This is a genomic window from Rathayibacter tritici (assembly GCF_001641005.1).
Taxonomy (GTDB): Bacteria; Actinomycetota; Actinomycetes; order Actinomycetales; family Microbacteriaceae; genus Rathayibacter; species Rathayibacter tritici.
On record NZ_CP015515.1, the window covers coordinates 2,988,468 to 3,006,838 of the forward strand.

An 18,371-nucleotide genomic window follows, 5' to 3' on the forward strand; every position below is an offset into this window, starting at 1 on the left:
CTGCGAGCCGGACGCGGTTCCGCGAGCCCGGGCTCCGGCGATCAGCCCGCGTACGACCCGACCAGCCGGACCGCGCCGCCGTCGACGCCCTTCGCGCCCTGCTCGAAACCGTCAAATCCGCGCGCCGCCGTCGAGACGCGGCCGGCCGTCCAGGACGGCACGCCCGAGCGCTCGAGGCTCGCGATCACGCCCTCGGCAGCGTCGGCCGCGACCACCGCGACCATTCCGATGCCCAGATTCCAGGTGCCCTCGGTGCTCTCGAGTGTCGCGCCCGACATCCCGGCGAGCGCCCGGAACACCTCGGACGGGCTCCAGCTCGCGCGCTCCACCTCGACCCAGGAGCCGCGCGGCAGCACGCGGGCGAGGTTCGCGGCGATCCCGCCTCCGGTGACGTGGCTGATCGCGTGGACCGCCGGGCCGAGTTCGGCGTCGTCGAGGAGGTCCAGCAGGGGGCGGGTGTAGAGCCGAGTCGGCTCGAGCAGCACCTCGCCGACCACACCGCCGAGCTCTTCCGAGCGGTCGGTGAAGCCGATGCCGCGCTCGGCGAGGATGTGGCGCACGAGCGAGTAGCCGTTCGAGTGCAGTCCGGAGGAGGCCATCGCCACCACGACGTCGCCGTCGCGCACGCGATCGGCGCCGCGCACCTGATCCGCCTCAACCGCGCCGACCGCGGCGCCCGCAACGTCGTAGTCGTCTGGCCCGAGCAGACCCGGGTGCTCGGCCGTCTCGCCGCCGACGAGGGCGGTGCCGGTCTCGGAGCAGGCGCGCGCGATCCCCGCGACGATGTCCGAGATCCGGGTCGGGACGACCCTGCCGCAGGCGATGTAGTCGGTCATGAAGAAGGGGCGCGCGCCGACCACGACGATGTCGTCGACGACCATGCCCACGAGGTCCTGCCCGATGGTGTCGTGCTTGTCGATCGCCTGCGCCAGCGCGACCTTGGTGCCGACGCCGTCGGTCGAGGTCGCCAAGAGCGGCGCACGGAAGTCGCGGAGGAAGGAAACGTCGTACAGGCCCGCGAATCCGCCCACCCCGCCGAGAACCCGGTTGTCGTGGGTCGCCGACACCGCCGACTTCATCAGCTCGACGGCGAGATCCCCCGCCGCCGTGTCGACTCCGGCGCGGGCGTAGCTGCTCGTCTCATCACTCACGCGACGACCCTACCGACTGCCCTCGCCCGCCACGGCACGCAGTCCCCTCCTCCGACGGGTGCTCCGCTTCGGCACCGGCCGTCACGCGCCGCCTCGGGGCGATCCGTCACCGCCTGCGCCAGGATCGGAGGCATGCAGCTGCAGCGCGTGGGACCGGCGGACGTCGACGAGGTGCGTGCTTTCCTGGCCGAGGCCGACCTCACCCTGGCCGGGCTCGATTCGCCCTCGGTGCGCCTCTGGCTCGAGCGCGACGCGCGCGGCCGCACCGTCGGCAGCACCGGCTGGGAGCCGAGCGCCGACGGCCGTCACGCGTTGATCCGGAGCGTCGCCGTGGCCGTCGACCGTCGCGGCAGCGGGGCGGGGAGACGCCTTGCCCGGCATGCGCTCGCCGATGCCGCCTGGAGCGGAGCCCGCCGCGCCTGGCTCTTCTCGCGCCGCTCCGGCCCGTTCTGGCGGTCGCTCGGATTCGCGCCCGCCGACCGCGACGAGCTCGCGGCCGCTCTCGCCGACACGCACCAGGTGCGGCTCTTCACGGAGTCGGGGCAGCTCGCCCGTGAAATCGCCTGGTCGCTCCGGCTCGGGCCATGCCGCGACTACTCGGCCGATCCGCCGGTCCGCACCCCGCCGCGGCCCCGCTCAGCCACGGATCCGCCCACGGCGAACCATTAGGGGATGCGTGCCCCGCGTGCCAGGATGGACCGTCAAACCCCCCTGCTATCCCCTTGGGAGCCCCTCCGGCATGTGCGGAATCGTTGGGATCGTGTCCTCCGGACCGGTCAACCAGTCCATCTACGACAGCCTCTCCCTCCTGCAGCACCGCGGCCAGGACTCGACCGGCATCGCGACCGCCGACGGCAGCACCCTGCACATCAAGAAGGCAGCGGGGCAGGTCCGCGAGGCGTTCCGCACCCGCGACATGCGCTCGCTGCTCGGCACGATGGGCCTCGGGCACGTCCGCTACGCGACGAAGGGCAACGCCGAGCGCGAGGAGGAGGCGCAGCCGTTCTATGTGAACGCGCCGTACGGCATCATCCTCGTCCACAACGGCAACCTCACGAATACCCGTGAACTCACCGAGGAACTCTTCCGGGTCGACCGTCGCCACCTCAACACCACCTCCGACACGGAGCTGCTGGTGAACGTGCTCGCCAACGAGCTCCAGGCCTCGATGTCGGGCCGCGACCTCGACGCCGACGAGGTCTTCGACGCGGTCGCCCGGGTGCACGAGCGCGTCGAGGGTTCCTACGCGACCATCGCGCTGATCGCCGGAGTCGGTCTGCTCGCGTTCCGCGACCCGTTCGGGATCCGCCCGCTCATCGTCGGCCGCCGCAGCAACACGGGCGCTCCGGACGACTGGATCGTCGCCTCCGAGTCGCTGGTGCTCGAGGCGCAGGGCTTCGAGATCGTCCGCGATGTCGCTCCGGGTGAGGCGGTCTTCATCACGCCCGACGGCCAGATGGCCAGCCGTCAGTGCGCGAAGGACCCGCGCCTTATTCCGTGCTCGTTCGAGTACGTCTACCTCGCCCGCCCCGACTCCGTGATGTCAGGAATCTCGGTCTACGAGGCGCGCCTGCGCCTGGGCGACCGCCTCGCCGACACCATCGCTCAGTACACCCCGGGCGGAGCGATCGACGTTGTCATGCCGATCCCCGACTCCTCCCGCCCCGCCGCGATGCAGGTCGCGCAGAAGCTCGGGATCGCGTACCGGGAGGGCTTCTACAAGAATCGCTACGTCGGCCGGACGTTCATCATGCCGGGGCAGGCGGTCCGCAAGAAGTCGGTGCGGCAGAAGCTCAACGCGATGTCGAGCGAGTTCCAGGGCAAGAACGTGCTGATCGTCGACGACTCGATTGTGCGCGGCACCACGTCGAAGGAGATCGTCGAGATGGCGCGCGCGGCCGGCGCGAACACGGTCACCTTCGCCTCCGCCGCTCCCCCCGTGCGCTACCCGCACGTCTACGGGATCAACATGCCCTCGCGCCAGGAGCTGGTCGCGCACAACCGCCGCATCCCGGAAATCTCCGAGGCGATCGGCGCCGACCAGCTGATCTATCAGGAGGTCGCCGACATGAAGGCCGCGATTCTCGAGGGCTCGGACGTCACCGACCTCGAGACCAGCTGCTTCACGGGCGAGTACATCACCGGCACCGTCACACCGGAGTACCTCGACTGGGTGGAGCGCACGCAGCTGAGCTGAGGCGCTTCCTGCGGAAGCTCTGCACAGCGCACTCCGCGGCGCAACGGGTCCCACGGATCGACTGGCCGCTCCATGATCGGAACGTGCGCGGCCCCGCGCGCACTCACCCGAGGAGACCCCGTGATCTACCGAATCCTGCCGTTCCTGCTCACTTTCATCGCCAAGCGGATCTCGACGGCGCAGAAAGCCAAGCGCGCCGCGGCCAAGCGCCCGACGACCAGCGCCGGCAGCCGCCGCTCCTCGTCGCGTCGGCGACGCTGACGCTCCGATCCCGTTCGCGAGAGTGAACCGAGGCGACACAGGTCGGGCGACTGCGGGCTAGGTCCGCTCGATGGCGGTCGGCTCGTCGCCCTCATCGACGGGGGGCTCGACCTCGACCTGATCCGCTTCGCGCTCCTCGCGCTCGATGATTCGTTCGGCGGTCCTCCGGACGACCGTGCGGCCGACGACCCGGTCGAGCAGCACCACGACGAGCCCGGCCAGGGCCCCGAACACCGTCACGAAGAGCAACAGACTGAATCCGAAGACCTGCCCGCGCGAGAAGCCCTGCGTCTCGGGCAGCGCGAAGCTCAGCACGAAGGCCGCAATCGCTCCGAGACCGACGCCGAGGGCCAGGATGCGCCAGACGCGCGGGGAGCGGCGGACGTCGACCTCTTCGCGGGTGACCTCGGGGCCGGCGGGATCGCTCATGCGTCCATTCTCTCCCGCGTCGGAGACGGCACGGCACCGTGATCGCTCAGAGCGCGTGCACGAGCCGGCCGGCCTGCGCGCGCAGCTCGCGGACGACAGTGCGGACCGAGAGCCGCTCCGCCCGGTCCGGCCGCATCAGCGCCACGATGTGTCGCACCGAGTTCACCCCGCGGAGGGGCTTCACCACCACTCCGGCGCCGCCCGCCGTGTACCGCGGCAGCACCGCGATACCCAGGCCCGCCGCGACGAATGCCTCCGTCACTCGGGTCGACGCGAAGCGCTGCTCCACCCGCACCGCCTCACCCGACGCGGTCTCGATGTCCTGCATCACCCGCTCGAACGGGAACCCGTCGGGGACGCCGATCCAGGTCTCGCCGACGAGGTCGGCCGCGGTGACCGTCGCGCGGTCGGCGAGGCGGTGGCCCGCGGGGAGCCCGATATCGAGCGGCTCGATCATGAGCTCGGCCATCGCGAGACCGCGGCCGGCCCAGGCGCTGCGTCCAGTGGGCGAGTGCGCGAGCACGATGTCGACGTCGGCGGTCAGGTCGGCGAACTCGTCGGTGCCGGGGTCGGCGTCCTCGCACTGCACGACCAGCCCCTCGACGCTGCGCAGCGCGACCAGCGCGTTCGGGAGGAGCATCTGGCCCGCCGTCGGGAACGTCGCGATCGTGACCTCGCCGATCGGGTTGTTCGTGAATGTCTGCCAGACCGCGTCGGCCCGCTCGAGCGCGATCGCAATCTCGGTGGCGCTGCGCGCGAGCTCCCGTCCCGCCGCCGTGAGCACGACGCCCCGGCCGGAGCGCTCGATCAGCGGCACACCGGCCTCGCGCTCAAGCACTTTGAGCTGCTGCGAGACCGCGGAGGGGGTGCGGTGCGTCGCCTCCGCTACCGCGGTGATCGAGCGGCGCATCGAGAGCTCGCGGAGCAGTTCCATCCGTCGCACGTCCATGAGGAGACACTACACGGTAGAAAAACTACACGTCAGGGCAAGAACTCGTCGATTGTTCTACGGAACACGTCGCCGGAGAATGGACGCTATACCCAGCAACCCGGCGGATGGATCAGAAGCCGCCGCAACGAAAGGCAGAACACTCATGAGCATCGCACTCCTCGTCGTCCTCAGTGGCCTCGCCGCATGGGGCACGGTGTCGACGGTGCTCGTCGCCAGCCGCGACGGCTACCGTCAGGTCCCCTCGCAACGCTGAGCCCCGCCGCTGCGACAGCACCTCATCGCGTTCGAACGCCGTCTCCCCTGAGGGAGGCGGCGTTCTCGTGTATGCGGAGGCGCGGCCGTGCCGGGCTCCCGCACACGACGACGGGCCCCCGACCGACGTCGAGGGCCCGTCGTCCGGGTCGTGCGACTACTTCGAGGCGGTGCGGCGGCGCAGGCGCGCGACCGTCATGCCCAGCCCGAGCAGCAGCGCGGCGATCCCGGCGACGAACGCAGGAGTCGCGTCCACTCCGGTCTCGGCGAGGTGGTGCGAACCAGCGACGGGAGCAGGGGCCGGCAGGGTGCCCGTGCCGGGCGGCGCGGTCGTCGGCTCCGTGGTCGGTCCGGGAGTCGGGGTGCCGGCTCCGGCCGCGACGGCGAAGCCGAGGCTGACCTCGGTTCCCGTGCTGTCGAGCGCGAACGTCGCGGTGTGCGCGCCGCCCGCCAGGCTCTCCTCGATCGGGACGGAGAACGAGGCGCGACCGGTCGAGTCGTCGGTGACGGCCCGGGTCGGGTCGATCGTCGCGGTGCCGACGACGATGCCGTCGACGCTCGCGGTCACGGTGGTGTCGGCCGCGGCTCCGGTGCTGAACAGGAGCGATGAGAGGTCGACGGTCATGGTGTCGCCGACCGCGTACTCGCCCGAGTCCGGCACGGTGTCCGCGAGGCCGATCGTGCGCTGCACGGGGTCAGGGCTGACGGTGCCGAGGTTCTGGATGTAGCCGACGAAGGCGTCCAGGTCGATGCGGCCGGAGTCGGCCGTGCCGGTGCCCTCGGTGAAGGTGCTGAAGCCGTCGCCGCCGCTCGCGAGGAAGCTGCTGGTCACGATCGTGAACGTCGCGGCCGGGTCGATCGGCTCCTTCTGGAAGAACACCTGCGAGATGCGCGAGCCCTCGGGCGCCGCTGCGTCGAAGACGTAGGTGAGATCCTTCGAGGTGGAGAGGTTCAGCTGCGGGTGGCTGGAGCTGCCGACCCACTGCTCCTCGAGGAGCTCCGCGATCTGCGCGCCGGTCAGCTGCAGCGTCACCAGGGTGTTGGCGAAGGGCTGCGCGTCGGAGGCCTCGGCGTAGGTGACCACTCCGTCCGCGTCGCCGGGCTGGCCCGGGGTCGCCGTGTAGGAAAGGTCGTCGCGCAGCCCGCCAGCGTTCGAGAAGGCGATCTGCGTGCCGAGCTCGCGGGTCGCCCAGAGCTGCGCGTCCGAGACCAGGTTGCCCAGGGTCGACTCCGAGCCGCGGTTGGTCGTGGTTCCGTCCGGGCGGTAGGCGCGCGAGATGTCCTCGCTGATGCTGCCGACCTTCACGCTGCCCTCGCGGACGGCGACGGCCTGAGCGTCGGCGACGATCGCTTCGATCGCGGGGTCGGTCGTGAAGGCGCCGACGGTGATCGTCTTAGCCGGGTCATCCGAGGTCGGATCGTCGACGACCTTCGTGAGCGGCACGACCTCGCTGGTGAGCGAGGTGAGCTGCTTCGTCGCGGGGTCGACGGTGAGGGACATGTGACCGATGTTCTCGGCGTAGCTGCCGGTCTGCGACACCACCGTCGGGAAGGCCCGGCCTGCGTCGATGGCCGCGTTGTACTCCTGGTGGCTGTGGCCTGAGACGATCGCATCCACGTTCGGGGCGACGGCGGTGACGATCGCACCGAACTTCGGGTCCGCCTCCGGCGTGTTCAGGTCAGCAGCGTCGGCGTCGGCTCCCTCGTGCAGGAGCAGGACGACCACGTCGGCCTCGTCGTTCGCGGCGTCGCCGTCCTGAAGCTGCGCGGCGACCTCGTTGACGTTCTCGGCGATCGGCTCGACCGAGAGCGTCGAGATCTCGGCCGGGCTGACCAGCTTGCCGAGGTCCTCGGTGATGGCGCCGATAAAGGCGACGGACACGCCCTCCTGCTCGGTGATCACGTACGGGGAGTAGGCGCGCTCGCCGGTCGCCGTGTCGTAGAGGTTCGCGTTCACGTAGGGGAACGCCGAGGCGTCGACAACGCGACCGTCGACGTCGTCGCGGCCCTGGTCGAACTCGTGGTTGCCCAGCGTGCTGACGTCCAGGCCCATCGCGTTGAGCGAGTCGAGGGTGGGGATGTCGTTTTGCACCTTCGAGAGGAACGTCGACGCGCCGATGTTGTCGCCGGCCGAGACGAACAGCGTGTTCGGGTTGCTGGCGCGGTACGAGTCGACGGCGCCGGCGAGCACCGCGGCTCCCGCAACGGAACGGTCGGCGGCGAGCCGCCCGTGAAAGTCGTTGATCGAGAGGATGTCGATGGCGACATCGCCCTCGGCGGCCAGGGCGGGCGTGGCGCCGAGCAGGGCCGCTCCGGCGACGGCGCCGACGGCGGTCGCGGAGAGGAGTCGGAAGAGGCCGCGTCGGCCCGGGGAAGTACTGCGCATCGTAAAGAGGGCTCCAAGCATCGAGCGGTGGATCCGGGGCGGATTCGTGCCGCGTGAGGGGGTTATTCCCAGACAACCTGACGCCGGACCTCAGGTCAAACTCCCCGAAGAGGGATCGCCGGTGCGTTTACGAGAAGTTAAGGCGCAGCCGTGTCGTCCACCCTCAGGATCGGGAGGAACGGGGCGAGGTCCGCGCGCACACCGGACGCGTGGATCCGTCCGCTCGCCAGGCCCTCACCCCACGGGAGGGAGCCGGTCGCGAGCGGCAGCCAGGTCGCGGCATCCATCTCGATCACATTCGGCGGAGTACCGCGGCTGTGACCCGGGCCCTCCACGCACTGCGCGGCGCCGAACGGCGGCACCCGCACCTCGACGCTGCGCCCGGGGACGTTCGTCTCGATGATCTGCAGAAGGAAGCGCACCGCGGTCGCCGTCGTGGTCCGATCCGCTGCGCCCGCGAGCGCCGCCCGCACCGCGGACTGCCCGCTCGCCTCGTCGATCCTGCCCTTGGCCATGCACTCATCCTCCCGCCCCCGCTCCCCGCCCGCTGCTCCCCGCGAGATGCCACTTGTGACGCCGCTCCTCGGCGTGTCGTCGTCACAAGTGGCATCTCGCGGAGGGGGATGAGGCTGGGGCCGGCGGCGGGGCGGGGCGCTCTATCCTGTCAGGGTGAAGATCCTCGTCCTCGGTTCCGGTGCCCGCGAGCACGCCATCATCACGGCCCTCCTCGCGGAGGAGGAGAGCCACGAGATCATCGCCGCGCCCGGCAATGCCGGCATCGCGCGGGATGTCGAGGTCATCCACTTCGATACGAACAGCCCCCGCCTCGTCACCGACTTCGCCGTCGAGCAAGGGGTCGAACTCGTCGTGATCGGCCCGGAGGCACCCCTGGTCGCGGGGGTCGCCGACGCCCTCCGCCGCCGCCGCATCCCGACCTTCGGACCCGACCGGGCCGCCGCCGCCCTCGAAGGCTCGAAGACCTTCGCTAAGCGCGTGATGGACATGGCCCGCGTCCCCACCGGCCGCGCCACCCGCGTCTCGACCCTGGTCGACGCCGTCCGCGTGATCGACGAGTACGGACTCCCCTCGGTCGTGAAGGCCGACGGTCTCGCCGCGGGCAAGGGCGTCCTGGTGACGCAGTCGCGCAGCGCGGCGATCGCGCACGCCGAGTTCTGGCTGCAGTCCGGCGACGTCCTGATCGAGGAGTTCCTCGTCGGCCAGGAGGTCTCGCTCTTCCTCCTCTCCGACGGTCACGACGTCGTCCCCCTGTCGCCCGCCCAGGACTTCAAGCGACTCGGCGACGGCGACGAAGGCCCGAACACCGGCGGCATGGGCGCCTATTCGCCGCTGCCCTGGCTCGCCGATCGCTGGGAGAGCGAGCGCGCCTTCGTCGACGAGGTGATCAACACGGTCGCCATCCCGACCATCCGCCAGCTCCAGCGCGAGCGCACCCCCTTCGTGGGACTCCTCTACTGCGGCCTCATCGTCACTGACGCGGGCCTGCGCGTGATCGAGTTCAACGCCCGGTTCGGCGACCCCGAGACCCAGGTCGTCCTCCCCCGTCTCGCCTCGCCGCTGTCGGCGCTCCTGCACGCGGCCGCCACCGGCGCCCTCGCCTCCGTCCCGTGGCCCGCGTTCACCGACGAGGTCGCCGTCACCGTTGTACTCGCGAGCGAGGGCTACCCCGAGAACGCGGTCACCGGGCGCGCCATCACCGGGCTGGGCGCGGCAGCGGAGGTCCCCGGCGTCACCATCGCCCACGCGGCGACCCAGCTGGTCGACGGCCGCTTCGTTGCGACCGGCGGCCGGGTGCTGAACGTGGTGGCTCGGGGCGCTGACTTCGCGCAGGCCCGGGAGCGGGCCTACCGCGCGCTGGACCTGATCCACCTCGACGGCGGGATCTACCGGAGCGACATCGCTCTGAGGGTCGCGCAGTAGCGCGACCACAGAGCGGTGCCGGCCTCGATTGCGGGCGGAGGGCCTGCATAACGAAGGCGGAGACGGGCCGACGGGTCACAAACGTGGGATTCAGAGGCGTGAGCCTTCGTTATGACGGTCGAACCAGGGCACGGAGGGCCTCGGCGAGGTGGGGGTGAGCGAAACGGAAGCCTGCGTCTTCCAAGCGGGCGGGGACGACCCAGCGGCTCTTCAGCAGTAGCTCAGGCTCGGTGCGGAGGAAGAAGGTCGCGGGCTCGAGGACGAAGCGGGGCGCGGGCACGCCGATCCGGCGGCCGACCGCGGACCGGAGCAGTCGCGAAAGCTCGGTGTTGTCGCTCGGGTTCGGAGACGCGAGATTCACTGGCCCCTCCACATCGGAGGCCTCGAGGAAGCGGACCGCCCGGTACACGTCCTCGACATGGATCCAGCTGAAGCGCTGACGTCCGAGGGTGCGCCGGTACTCGTGGTGCACTCCGGCCTCGCGGCGGGCACGCGTCGAGGGCCACGGCCCGTCGAACTGCGGACCGCCGAGCCCGAGCCGCGCCAGCCGCAGCAGAATCGCCGTCGCCGGTCCGTCGCCGAGCACAATGGTCATCCGCAGCGCGAGGCGCCGGACGCCGGGTGTCTCGCCCGCGAAGAACTCCGACTCCCAGGCGCGTGCGACGTCGACCGAGAAGCCCTCGCCGAGCACGCCCTCGCCCTCGGTGTTCGCCCGTTCCTCCTCGTGCCGGTAGATCGTGGCGGTGCTCGCGTTCATCCAGACCGGCGGAGGCGTCGGCGCGGCGGCGACCGCGCGGTGCAGCTCGGCGGTGGTCGCTACCCGAGAGCGGAGGATCTCGGCGCGGTTCGCCGCTGTGTAACGGCAGTCGACGCTCTTGCCGGCGAGATTGATCAGAAGCCGAGCGCCGTCGAGGACATGGGTGATGCCGACGGTGTCGCCCCAGCGCGCATCAGGACCGGAGCGGCCGATCCGCTGCACCGTCCAGCCGTCGGCCGTGAATCGGCGCGCGAGGTCGGTCCCGAGGAATCCGCTCGCTCCAGCGAGGACGACGACGGGCCGGTCGGTGCTGCTCATCGCCCCATCGTGCCGCACGCGCACAGAACAACGTCACAACTGGCGGGCGAGGAAGCTCACCCCCTCCCCTTCCGCGAGATGCCACTGAGGTAGGCGACACGCCGGGCGGAGCGTACCCGAGTGGCCTCTCGCGGAGGGAAGGGAGGCGGGTCAGACGGCGAGGCCGGAGAGGCCCTCGCGGTCGACGCGGCGGTGGAAGCGCATCCCGGCGAGGCCTCCGAGCACGGCGCCGACGAGGGCGACGATCAGGGCGGCGAGTGCTGTGACGACGGCCGCGACGGTGGCATCGCCCGCGTCGAGCGGGATGGTCGGGAAACCGCTGATTGCGGAGAGCGCCTGGCTCCCACCAGTGATCGCCGAGACGATGCCGACCACAATCGCGACGACGACCGCCCACGCCCACACTCCGACGCCCTGCTTCGCTCCACTGAAGCGGGCCATCCGACCGGCGACATAACCGCCGCAGTAGTAGGCCACGAGGAGGATCACCAGTAGCGCGATCGCGCCGGCCCAGCCGAACGCGGCGGGGTCGGCCGCGAGATCTGCGGTGACGTCCTGCGTCCCGACAACGGCGGCGCCGATCGCGGTGACGAGAGCGGTCAGGAGGACCGCGAGCCCAGTAGCGGCGAGCCAGCCGAAGAAGGCGCAGCCGATCTTGAAGCCGCCGAAGCGGTCGCGCTCGCGCTGGTGGATGTCCTTGCGGGCGGCGGCGCGGGCGTGCTTCGCCTCGGCGGAGTCGGGGTCGACGGGCGCGCGGTGCTCGGGCGAGTGGGCGGAGTCGGAGCCGCCGCGGTCCGGAGTCCCGGAGCGGTCGGCTCCGGCGACCCCCTCCGCGCTCCCCGCCGAGTCGACGCGCGCCGCGCCGCCCGCCGCCGAGCCCTCTGCTCGCCGCGGCAGACCGCCGTCAGCCGGATCCCTGTCTGTCGTGCTCATGTCGAACCTCCTGGCCGAGCGCCCCGGAGCGGGGCGACACGATCAGTCAAGACCCGGGCATCGTTCGGTGTCGCGGGCTTGACGGCTGGGCGGCGCCTCGGCCCGTCAACCCCCTGCGCCCTCGCTCTCCCAGCCGCTTGTATGCAGTCACCGACGACACGAGAGGGAGAGTTATGACTCCGGAGTCCCCCGAGCAGACACCGCCCGGCACCGAGGCCGAGCTGACGCCGAAGGCCGACCACGGCGAGACGAGCTACACCGGCACCGGCCGCCTCAGCGGCAAGGTCGCCCTCATCACGGGCGCCGACAGCGGCATCGGCAAGGCCGTCGCGATCGCGTTCGCCCGCGAGGGCGCCGACGTCGCACTCTCGTACCTCGACGAGCACGACGACGCCGAGGACACCGCGACCTGGGTCCGGGAGGCGGGCCGCAAGGCGCTGCTACTCCCCGGCGACCTGCAGGACCCAGCGCACTGCCGCTCTGTCGTCGCCGAGACTGTCGAGCGCTTCGGCCACCTCGAGGTGCTCGTCAGCAATGCCGCCTTCCAGATGAGCCGCGAGAGCATCACCGAGATCCCGGACCAGGAGTGGGACCGCACCCTCGCGACCAACATCAGCGCGTACTTCCACCTGGTGAAGGCGGCGCTCCCGCACCTGAAGGAGGGCGCGTCGATCATCGCGACCAGCTCCGTGCAGGCCGATCAGCCGTCCTACCAGCTGCTGCCCTACGCCGCCACGAAGTCGGCGATCCTCAGCCTCACCTCCTCGTTCGCGCAGGCGCTCGGCGAGAAGGGCATCCGCGCCAATTCCGTCGCGCCCGGCCCGATCTGGACGCCGCTGATCCCCTCGACGATGCCGCAGGAGGCGGTCGCCGAGTTCGGCGAGCAGGTCCCGCTGGGCCGCCCCGGCCAGCCGGCCGAGGTCGCTCCCGCCTACGTCCTCCTCGCCTCCGACGAAGCGAGCTACATCAGCGGGTCGACGATCGCCGTCACCGGCGGGAAGCCGATCCTCTGATCTCGTTCCCGGGCACCACCCGCCCGCAGGATTCCGCGATAGGTTCCAGAGGGTGAGCGTCCACATCCGCAGCATCGAGACGGCGGTGCCGGCGACGGTCCTGCGCCAGTCCGAGGTGCGCGACCTCTTCGCGTCCCAGCCCGCGATGACCCGTCTCGGGTCCCGCCTCATCGGCGCGGCCTTCGACGCGTCCGAGATCGACACCCGCAGCACGGTGATCGACGAGCTCGACCGTGTCCCGCGGGAGGGCGAGAGCCTGTTCTACGATGCCGCGGCCGGCCTGGTGCTCGACCCGGGGACGGCGGCGCGCAACGCCGTCTACACCGAGCGTGCTCCCGAACTCTTCACGGAGGCTGCCCGCCGCGCGCTCGAATCCGCGTCGATGACCGCCGAGGACATCACCCACGTGGTGACCGTCTCCTGCACCGGCTTCTATGCTCCGGGGCCCGACTACCAGCTGGTCCGCCGGCTCGGTCTCGCACCCTCGACCCAGCGTTTCCACCTCGGCTTCATGGGCTGCTACGGAGCCTTCCCCGGGCTCCGCGCCGCCCGTCAGTTCTGCGAGGCCGATCCGGAGGCGGTCGTCCTCGTCGTCGCGGTCGAGCTCTGCACCATCCACCTCACCAGCTCGAACGACCCGGAGCAGATCGTCGCCACCTCCGTCTTCGCCGACGGCGGAGCGGCGGTTGTCGTCACCGCCCGCGAAGCCGCGCCCGGCACTCCGGTGCTCGAGCTCGACGCGCTCGCCACAACGCTCACCGATGAGGGCGAAACCGAGATGGCCTGGACGATCGGCGACCACGGCTTCACGATGCGGCTGAGCACCTACGTACCCTCGATCATCGGCGCGAACATCGAGGCGGCCGTCGCCCCGCTGCTCACCGGCGCCGAGATCGAGCGGAGTGACGTGCAGCGCTGGGCGATCCACCCCGGCGGGCGCAGCATCCTCGACAAGGTGCAGGCCTCGCTCGCCCTGAGCGACGAGCAACTGGCGCCGTCGCGCGAGGTGTTGCGGGCGAACGGCAACATGTCGAGCGCGACGGTCCTCTTCATCCTGCGGCGCCTCCTGCACGGCGAAGCTGCGGACGGCGAGCGGATCGGAGCTGTGGCGTTCGGTCCCGGCCTCACCGTCGAGCTCGCGCTGCTGACCAAGCGGGGTGGGGAGTGACTCCGCGCGCGCCTCTCGCGCCGGACCTTCGCCAGCGCGAGGTCGCCGAGCAGGAGCTGATGGACAACCCGGACTGCGACCGGACCCTCCTCGACGCCACCTACGCCCGCTTCGGAACGGTGAACCGGCTCGTCTCGGGCTGGCGAGGTCTCTACCGCTCGCGCCTGCGTCCGCTGCTGCGGCGCGACGAGCCGTTCCGGCTGCTCGACGTCGGCTCAGGAGGCGGCGACGTCGCCCGCTCCCTCGCGGGCTGGGCTCGCAACGACGGCCTGCGCCTGGCGATCACCGCCGTCGATCCGGACGGGCGCGCCTACGCCTTCGCCACATCGACGCCCGCGCCGCCCGGCGTCGAGTTCCGCCGCGCGAGCAGTGCCGACCTGGTCGCCGAGGGCGAGCGCTTCGACCTGGTGACCTCCAACCACGTTCTGCACCACCTGTCCCGGGAGGCACTTGCCGCACTCCTCGCCGACAGCGAGCGGCTGGCTCCGCGGGCTCTGCACAACGACATCGAACGCTCACGGCTCGCCTACACGGCCTACCTCCTCGCGACGCGGCCGATCGCGGCGGGCTCGTTCCTGCATTACGACGGCTCGCTGTCGGTGCGTCGCAGCTTCACCACTGCCGAGCTGCGCGCGGTTGCGCCCGAGGGGTGGCGGGTCGAGCGCGCGGCGCCCTACCGGCTGCTGCTTGCGCGGGGCGAAGTGTGAGCGCAGGGGGTCCCCGGCTGTTGCGCGCGGCGGCCGTCAGCTACTCCGTCAATTGCGCCCTCGGCACCGCCGTCGCCACCGGTGCGTTGCGCACGGGCCGATGGCACTGGATCCACCACGCACTCTACGTCTGCACGTCGACGCTCACGGCCCTCGCCTGGGTGACGCTGCGGCGAACGGATCCATCCGCCGCGGCGGCGCTGGCGCCTGCGGCCGTCCCTCTGGCCGTGATCCCTTTCGCGGGGACGCACGGGCGGCGGCACCCGGCGATTGCGCTAGCCGCGGCTCCGTTTCTCGTTGCCGCGCTGCTGCGGATGCGGGAGCCGGCTCGCGTGGGGCTCGGACGCCTCGGGAGCGGCGCGGCAGCACCCGGCCGCAGCACAACGTCGGCTGAGACGCCTCCTCATCCACCATCGTGGATGACACCCACTCACAGCCGACGTTGTGTCGGGCTCGGCCGCCCCTAGCGCGGAGGTTCGCGATCAGAGTCGGCGCGCCAGGAGCGCAGCGCCTGCCAGCCGGCGATCGCGAGGATGAGGGCGCCGCAGAGCATGGTCAGCAGGTTCGGCAGCGAGAAGCCGGTGCTCGCGACTGAGTTGATGCCCGCGCCGAGCACGAACACACCGCCGAGAAGGTAGAAGATGACCCTCGTCTTCACCGTTCCACCACTTCCTTCGAGCCTGCACAGGACGCTCGATGCTACCGCCTGCGCCCGGGACGAGCGCGCGAGCAACGGTCCGCCGATCAGCAGAAGGACCGCTTTGCCACCATGAGTCATGCTTGCTCCTCCTGTCCCCCTCTTCGACATGCAGCGGCGGACACGGCTGCGACAAGGAGGCTTATGCAAAATTGGTTTTTTGCCGAGTGAAAAAGATGAGTCCGCGGACGGCGTTGAAGGCATCTCGGAAGGTGCGCAGTGGCCGCCGGTAGTCGGTGTGGAATATCCGCCAGGTCTTGATGCTAGCAATTGTTCTCTCGATCACGTAGCGGTGGGTGTTCACGAAGCGATTGTGGTGTTTGGCGTAATTTGGCAGATGTTCTTCGCTTGGCCTCTTCTTTATTGGTGTGACCATTCCGGTGCCTTGATAGCCTTTGTCGGCCAGCGTGTTCGAGAGGTTAACGGTGTCGGCCAACCCGGTTTCTCGAAACGCGTGGGCATCGTGATGCTTGCCCGCGATCGGATCCGAAATGTGGATCAACCGACCGGAGAGATCGGCGAGGACCTGGCAGTTGTGCCCCGTGGTCATGTGTTTCCCGGAGTACAGCTCTGGCGCGTCCGACCAGGACCAGCACGGCAGGAGCGTGCCGTCGATGACGGCCGTTGTCCCGCGGAGCGCGGCCTCGACGTCCGGTTGCTCGTCGTCTATCACGACATTGAGCATCGCCTCAACCGACGCGATCGTTCGCGACACGGTCGACTGACTGACACCGACCACATCAGCGATCAACTGCTCGGTCACATTCTGGCGATAATAGAGAAGAGTGACCCGCAATGCTCCCTCGAGGGAAAGTCTGCGCGGACGTCCTCGCCGCCGACGCCACATGAACTCGTTCTCGATCCGTTCGGCGAGGATCGCGTAGTGCTCGGCCGTCATTCCCGTAGTAGACTGTGTGCGCACCGGCTGGTTCCTTTGCGAAGAGTTTCTGTTAAAGGCTGCTCTTCAATCAAAGCGGATTAGCCGGTGTTATTCGTGACCGACACGCGCAAATCCATCTCGATCAATCGTATTTTGCATAAGCCTCAAGGCACGCCATAAGACCCACGACTCCGGTAATCCGGTCATTCTTCCCCTCCTTCATCATCGATCCCTTCTCCTGAGTCGGGATGATGGTCTACGCCCAGATCGTCGGACGAGCAACTTCGCAGGTGGGCGACGAGCATGCCGGACGGCGCCCCTCCCCCCGCGCACAGCCGACCCGGGGCAGGATCGAGGCATGGAGTTCCTCGATGTCGTCCGGCGCCGGAAGACCACCAACGGCGCGTTCCTGCCAGAACCCGTCTCCGAGGAGCACCAGCAGCTCCTGATGGAGGTGGCCGGACGGGCACCCTCGCAGCTGAACAGCCAGCCGTGGCGTTTCGTGCTCGTCGAGGAGCGCGAGACCATCGACCGGATCGCGGCGATCAGCGGCGAGAGCATGACCACCGCGATGTCCAACGGCACGTTCTTCGAGCGCTACAAGCCCTACTTCCGCTTCAGCAGCGAGGAGATGGAGCAGCGGCGCGACGGGATGCTGTTCGACAAGCTGCCCGCGCCGCTGCGGCCCTTCACCAAGCAGGTCTTCACCAAGCGCGGCCAGTTTCTGATGAACTCCCTCCGCGTCCCGCAGACCCTCGGCGAGGAGAACCGCCGGCTCGTCGCGGGCTCGCCGCTTCTGCTCGGGGTGATGCTCGACCGCTCGGAGTACCGGCCGGGCGAACTCTCCTCCTTCTACTCGGTGTTCAGCATGGGCGCCGCGATGGAGAACGTCTGGCTCAGCTCGGTCGAGCTGGGGATGGGGATCCAGTTCGTCTCGTTCCCGATGGAGGTGCCGGGGGCGTGGGCGCGGATCGAGTCTCTGCTCGCCGTACCCGACCAGCTGGAGCTGATGGCGGTGTATCGGCTCGGCTATCTGCCTCCCGAGCAGCGGCGGCCCGCGATCGACTGGTCCTCGCACCAGCGGAAGCTGCCGTCGCAGTACGTGTTCCGCGGCACCTGCGCGACCCCGCAGGAGGGGTGGGATGCGCCGACCGGGCCGTGACGGGGAGCGACGGGGAGCGACGGGGAGCGACGGGGCTGGCTCACCGAGGCGCCCGCGGCTCGCCGAGGCCTCGGCTCGCAGAACAGCGCCCGGCTCGCGGAATCACCCCGATCCGGCGTGCCCAACGTATTTCCGCGAGCCGGAGATCCGCGGAGCGTCGACGCAGCCGATGCGCCTCGACTACAGTGGCTCGCAGTGCCCTCGGGAGGGATAGGCCTCTCCAGGAGTGTCACTGGGGGTCCGGCGTGTCCCTCGCCCGATTCCGCCCAGCAGGGATCGAGCGGATACCGTCGCCGAGGAGCCGTCCGCCAGGGGCGGCCCGATGAACGAAGGGGGCCCGTGGCCACGCTCATCTACGGACCGCAGAACCTCGAGATCGAATTCGAGGAGCGCGTCCTCGCGCACCTGAAGGTCGCCGTCCTCTCGAAGCTGCGCCGCAACGAAGCCTTCTCGCTCTCGTGGATGGAGGATGCTTCCACCGGCCACGGCCGCAGCTCGGTCTGGCTGCACCCGTCGGTGCCGCTGCATTTCCGCTTCGCCGAGGCGCACCAGCCCAAGCTCAATCGCGCGTGGATCGAGCAGATGCTCAGCCTCGCCAGCATGCACGGCGAGCTCTCGGTTCTGCCGGAGCCCGAGGAGCAGCGCCAGGGCTCCTGAGTTCCGCGGTCGCGCAGTCGTCAACCCCGTCCCCTCCGCGGGGGGTACGAAGTACCGTCAATAGGGCGTCCACGGAGCCATCGGCGGACGTCGACGGACGGAGACGATCATGACGGACACCGCGCGAGCGACCGGCCTGCCCGCCCTCACCCCGGCGCGGATGCCTCGCAAGGACCAGCCGATCGAGGCGCGCCGCGCGCCCGACTCCGCGTCCGTCGGCTCCCCGCCCGTCATCGGCTGCCGGATCGACGTCAGCGGCCACTCCTTCATCGTCGAGTTCGACATGGCCCGTATCTTCCTGCGCCAGGTGCGCCGGAGCCTGCGAGAGGGCGAGGGCGGGCTCGTGCTGTTGCGCCACGTCGAGGGGATCGAGATGATTCCCTTCTCGCGGGCCACCCCGTTCGACGTCTCGGACATCGTCTGCCCCGACGGCGTCGAGCCCGCTGACGCGCGAGCCACCCTCGGACTGCGCCGCTGACCGCCGTGGCGTGGATCGACCGTCGGGAGGCGCGT

The 18,371-nt window shown here is 70.3% G+C and carries 19 protein-coding genes; 10 read left to right on the forward strand and 9 right to left on the reverse strand.

Annotation, left to right across the window (positions count from 1 at the left end):
• Positions 1-41: 41 nt before the first annotated feature.
• Entirely contained in the window at positions 42-1,151 is a 1,110-nt protein-coding gene (gene purM / locus A6122_RS13585; RefSeq protein ID WP_068255945.1) for a phosphoribosylformylglycinamidine cyclo-ligase, read from the reverse strand.
• Between the two features lie 132 nt (positions 1,152-1,283).
• Here purM and A6122_RS13590 point away from each other — a divergent pair, with 132 nt between their 5' ends.
• The 3 genes from A6122_RS13590 (at position 1,284) to A6122_RS16755 (ending at position 3,609) form a co-directional block, all read left to right on the forward strand.
• On the forward strand, positions 1,284-1,820 hold the full coding sequence (locus A6122_RS13590; protein ID WP_068255948.1) for a GNAT family N-acetyltransferase: 537 nt from the start codon (positions 1,284-1,286) through the stop codon (positions 1,818-1,820).
• Positions 1,821-1,890: 70 nt separating this feature from the next.
• Positions 1,891-3,348: an amidophosphoribosyltransferase gene (purF, locus tag A6122_RS13595; RefSeq protein ID WP_068255949.1), complete on the forward strand. Its 1,458-nt coding sequence runs from the start codon at positions 1,891-1,893 to the stop codon at positions 3,346-3,348.
• Positions 3,349-3,468: 120 nt separating this feature from the next.
• The gene (locus A6122_RS16755; RefSeq protein WP_157593822.1) at positions 3,469-3,609 is read left to right on the forward strand and encodes a hypothetical protein; all 141 of its coding nucleotides are present in this window, start codon (positions 3,469-3,471) and stop codon (positions 3,607-3,609) included.
• Positions 3,610-3,666: 57 nt separating this feature from the next.
• Here the strand turns inward: A6122_RS16755 and A6122_RS13600 are convergent, their stop codons facing one another.
• From A6122_RS13600 to A6122_RS13615, 4 genes are all read right to left on the reverse strand, one after another.
• Entirely contained in the window at positions 3,667-4,038 is a 372-nt protein-coding gene (locus tag A6122_RS13600; RefSeq protein ID WP_068255950.1) for a hypothetical protein, read from the reverse strand.
• Positions 4,039-4,084: 46 nt separating this feature from the next.
• A complete protein-coding gene (locus A6122_RS13605) occupies positions 4,085-4,987 on the reverse strand; it encodes a LysR family transcriptional regulator (RefSeq protein ID WP_068255951.1) in 903 nt (300 codons plus the stop codon).
• A 412-nt stretch (positions 4,988-5,399) separates the two neighbouring features.
• Positions 5,400-7,628: a bifunctional metallophosphatase/5'-nucleotidase gene (locus A6122_RS13610; protein ID WP_068255954.1), complete on the reverse strand. Its 2,229-nt coding sequence runs from the start codon at positions 7,626-7,628 to the stop codon at positions 5,400-5,402.
• A gap of 137 nt (positions 7,629-7,765) precedes the next feature.
• Entirely contained in the window at positions 7,766-8,143 is a 378-nt protein-coding gene (locus A6122_RS13615) for a sterol carrier family protein (RefSeq protein ID WP_068255956.1), read from the reverse strand.
• Positions 8,144-8,297: 154 nt separating this feature from the next.
• Between A6122_RS13615 and purD the strand changes: the two genes are divergently transcribed.
• Positions 8,298-9,566 (forward strand): phosphoribosylamine--glycine ligase, encoded by a 1,269-nt coding sequence (gene purD, locus A6122_RS13620; RefSeq protein ID WP_068255957.1) that lies wholly within the window; start codon positions 8,298-8,300, stop codon positions 9,564-9,566.
• A 109-nt stretch (positions 9,567-9,675) separates the two neighbouring features.
• On the opposite strand, the gene A6122_RS13625 is transcribed toward purD, so the two are convergent.
• Together A6122_RS13625 and A6122_RS13630 are read right to left on the reverse strand one after the other, a co-directional pair.
• Entirely contained in the window at positions 9,676-10,641 is a 966-nt protein-coding gene (locus A6122_RS13625; protein ID WP_068255958.1) for an epimerase, read from the reverse strand.
• Positions 10,642-10,791: 150 nt separating this feature from the next.
• Positions 10,792-11,574, reverse strand: coding sequence for a hypothetical protein (locus A6122_RS13630; RefSeq protein ID WP_068255959.1), 783 nt, complete (start codon positions 11,572-11,574; stop codon positions 10,792-10,794).
• Between the two features lie 173 nt (positions 11,575-11,747).
• Between A6122_RS13630 and A6122_RS13635 the strand changes: the two genes are divergently transcribed.
• From A6122_RS13635 to A6122_RS13645, 3 genes are read left to right on the forward strand one after another with little or no spacing between them, the layout of a single operon-like run.
• Entirely contained in the window at positions 11,748-12,587 is an 840-nt protein-coding gene (locus tag A6122_RS13635) for an SDR family oxidoreductase (protein WP_068255960.1), read from the forward strand.
• A gap of 52 nt (positions 12,588-12,639) precedes the next feature.
• Positions 12,640-13,755 (forward strand): type III polyketide synthase, encoded by a 1,116-nt coding sequence (locus A6122_RS13640; protein WP_068255961.1) that lies wholly within the window; start codon positions 12,640-12,642, stop codon positions 13,753-13,755.
• Positions 13,752-14,462, forward strand: coding sequence for a methyltransferase domain-containing protein (locus A6122_RS13645; protein ID WP_237358195.1), 711 nt, complete (start codon positions 13,752-13,754; stop codon positions 14,460-14,462). Before A6122_RS13640 ends, A6122_RS13645 begins: the two co-directional genes overlap by 4 nt.
• Positions 14,463-14,925: 463 nt before the next feature.
• Here A6122_RS13645 and A6122_RS16760 read toward each other — a convergent pair whose 3' ends face one another.
• Entirely contained in the window at positions 14,926-15,240 is a 315-nt protein-coding gene (locus A6122_RS16760) for a hypothetical protein (RefSeq protein WP_146085022.1), read from the reverse strand.
• Between the two features lie 61 nt (positions 15,241-15,301).
• Positions 15,302-16,057: a transposase family protein gene (locus A6122_RS13655; RefSeq protein ID WP_084415693.1), complete on the reverse strand. Its 756-nt coding sequence runs from the start codon at positions 16,055-16,057 to the stop codon at positions 15,302-15,304.
• Between the two features lie 340 nt (positions 16,058-16,397).
• On the opposite strand from A6122_RS13655, the gene A6122_RS13660 reads away from it, so the two are divergent.
• The 3 genes from A6122_RS13660 to A6122_RS13670 all read left to right on the forward strand — a co-directional run bounded on the left by A6122_RS13660 (position 16,398) and on the right by A6122_RS13670 (position 18,336).
• Positions 16,398-17,201, forward strand: coding sequence for a nitroreductase family protein (locus A6122_RS13660; RefSeq protein ID WP_068255965.1), 804 nt, complete (start codon positions 16,398-16,400; stop codon positions 17,199-17,201).
• Between the two features lie 339 nt (positions 17,202-17,540).
• Positions 17,541-17,858, forward strand: coding sequence for a DUF7882 family protein (locus A6122_RS13665; protein WP_068255967.1), 318 nt, complete (start codon positions 17,541-17,543; stop codon positions 17,856-17,858).
• A 109-nt stretch (positions 17,859-17,967) separates the two neighbouring features.
• Positions 17,968-18,336, forward strand: a complete 369-nt coding sequence (locus A6122_RS13670) for a hypothetical protein (protein WP_068255970.1) — start codon at positions 17,968-17,970, stop codon at positions 18,334-18,336.
• Positions 18,337-18,371 lie beyond the last annotated feature (35 nt).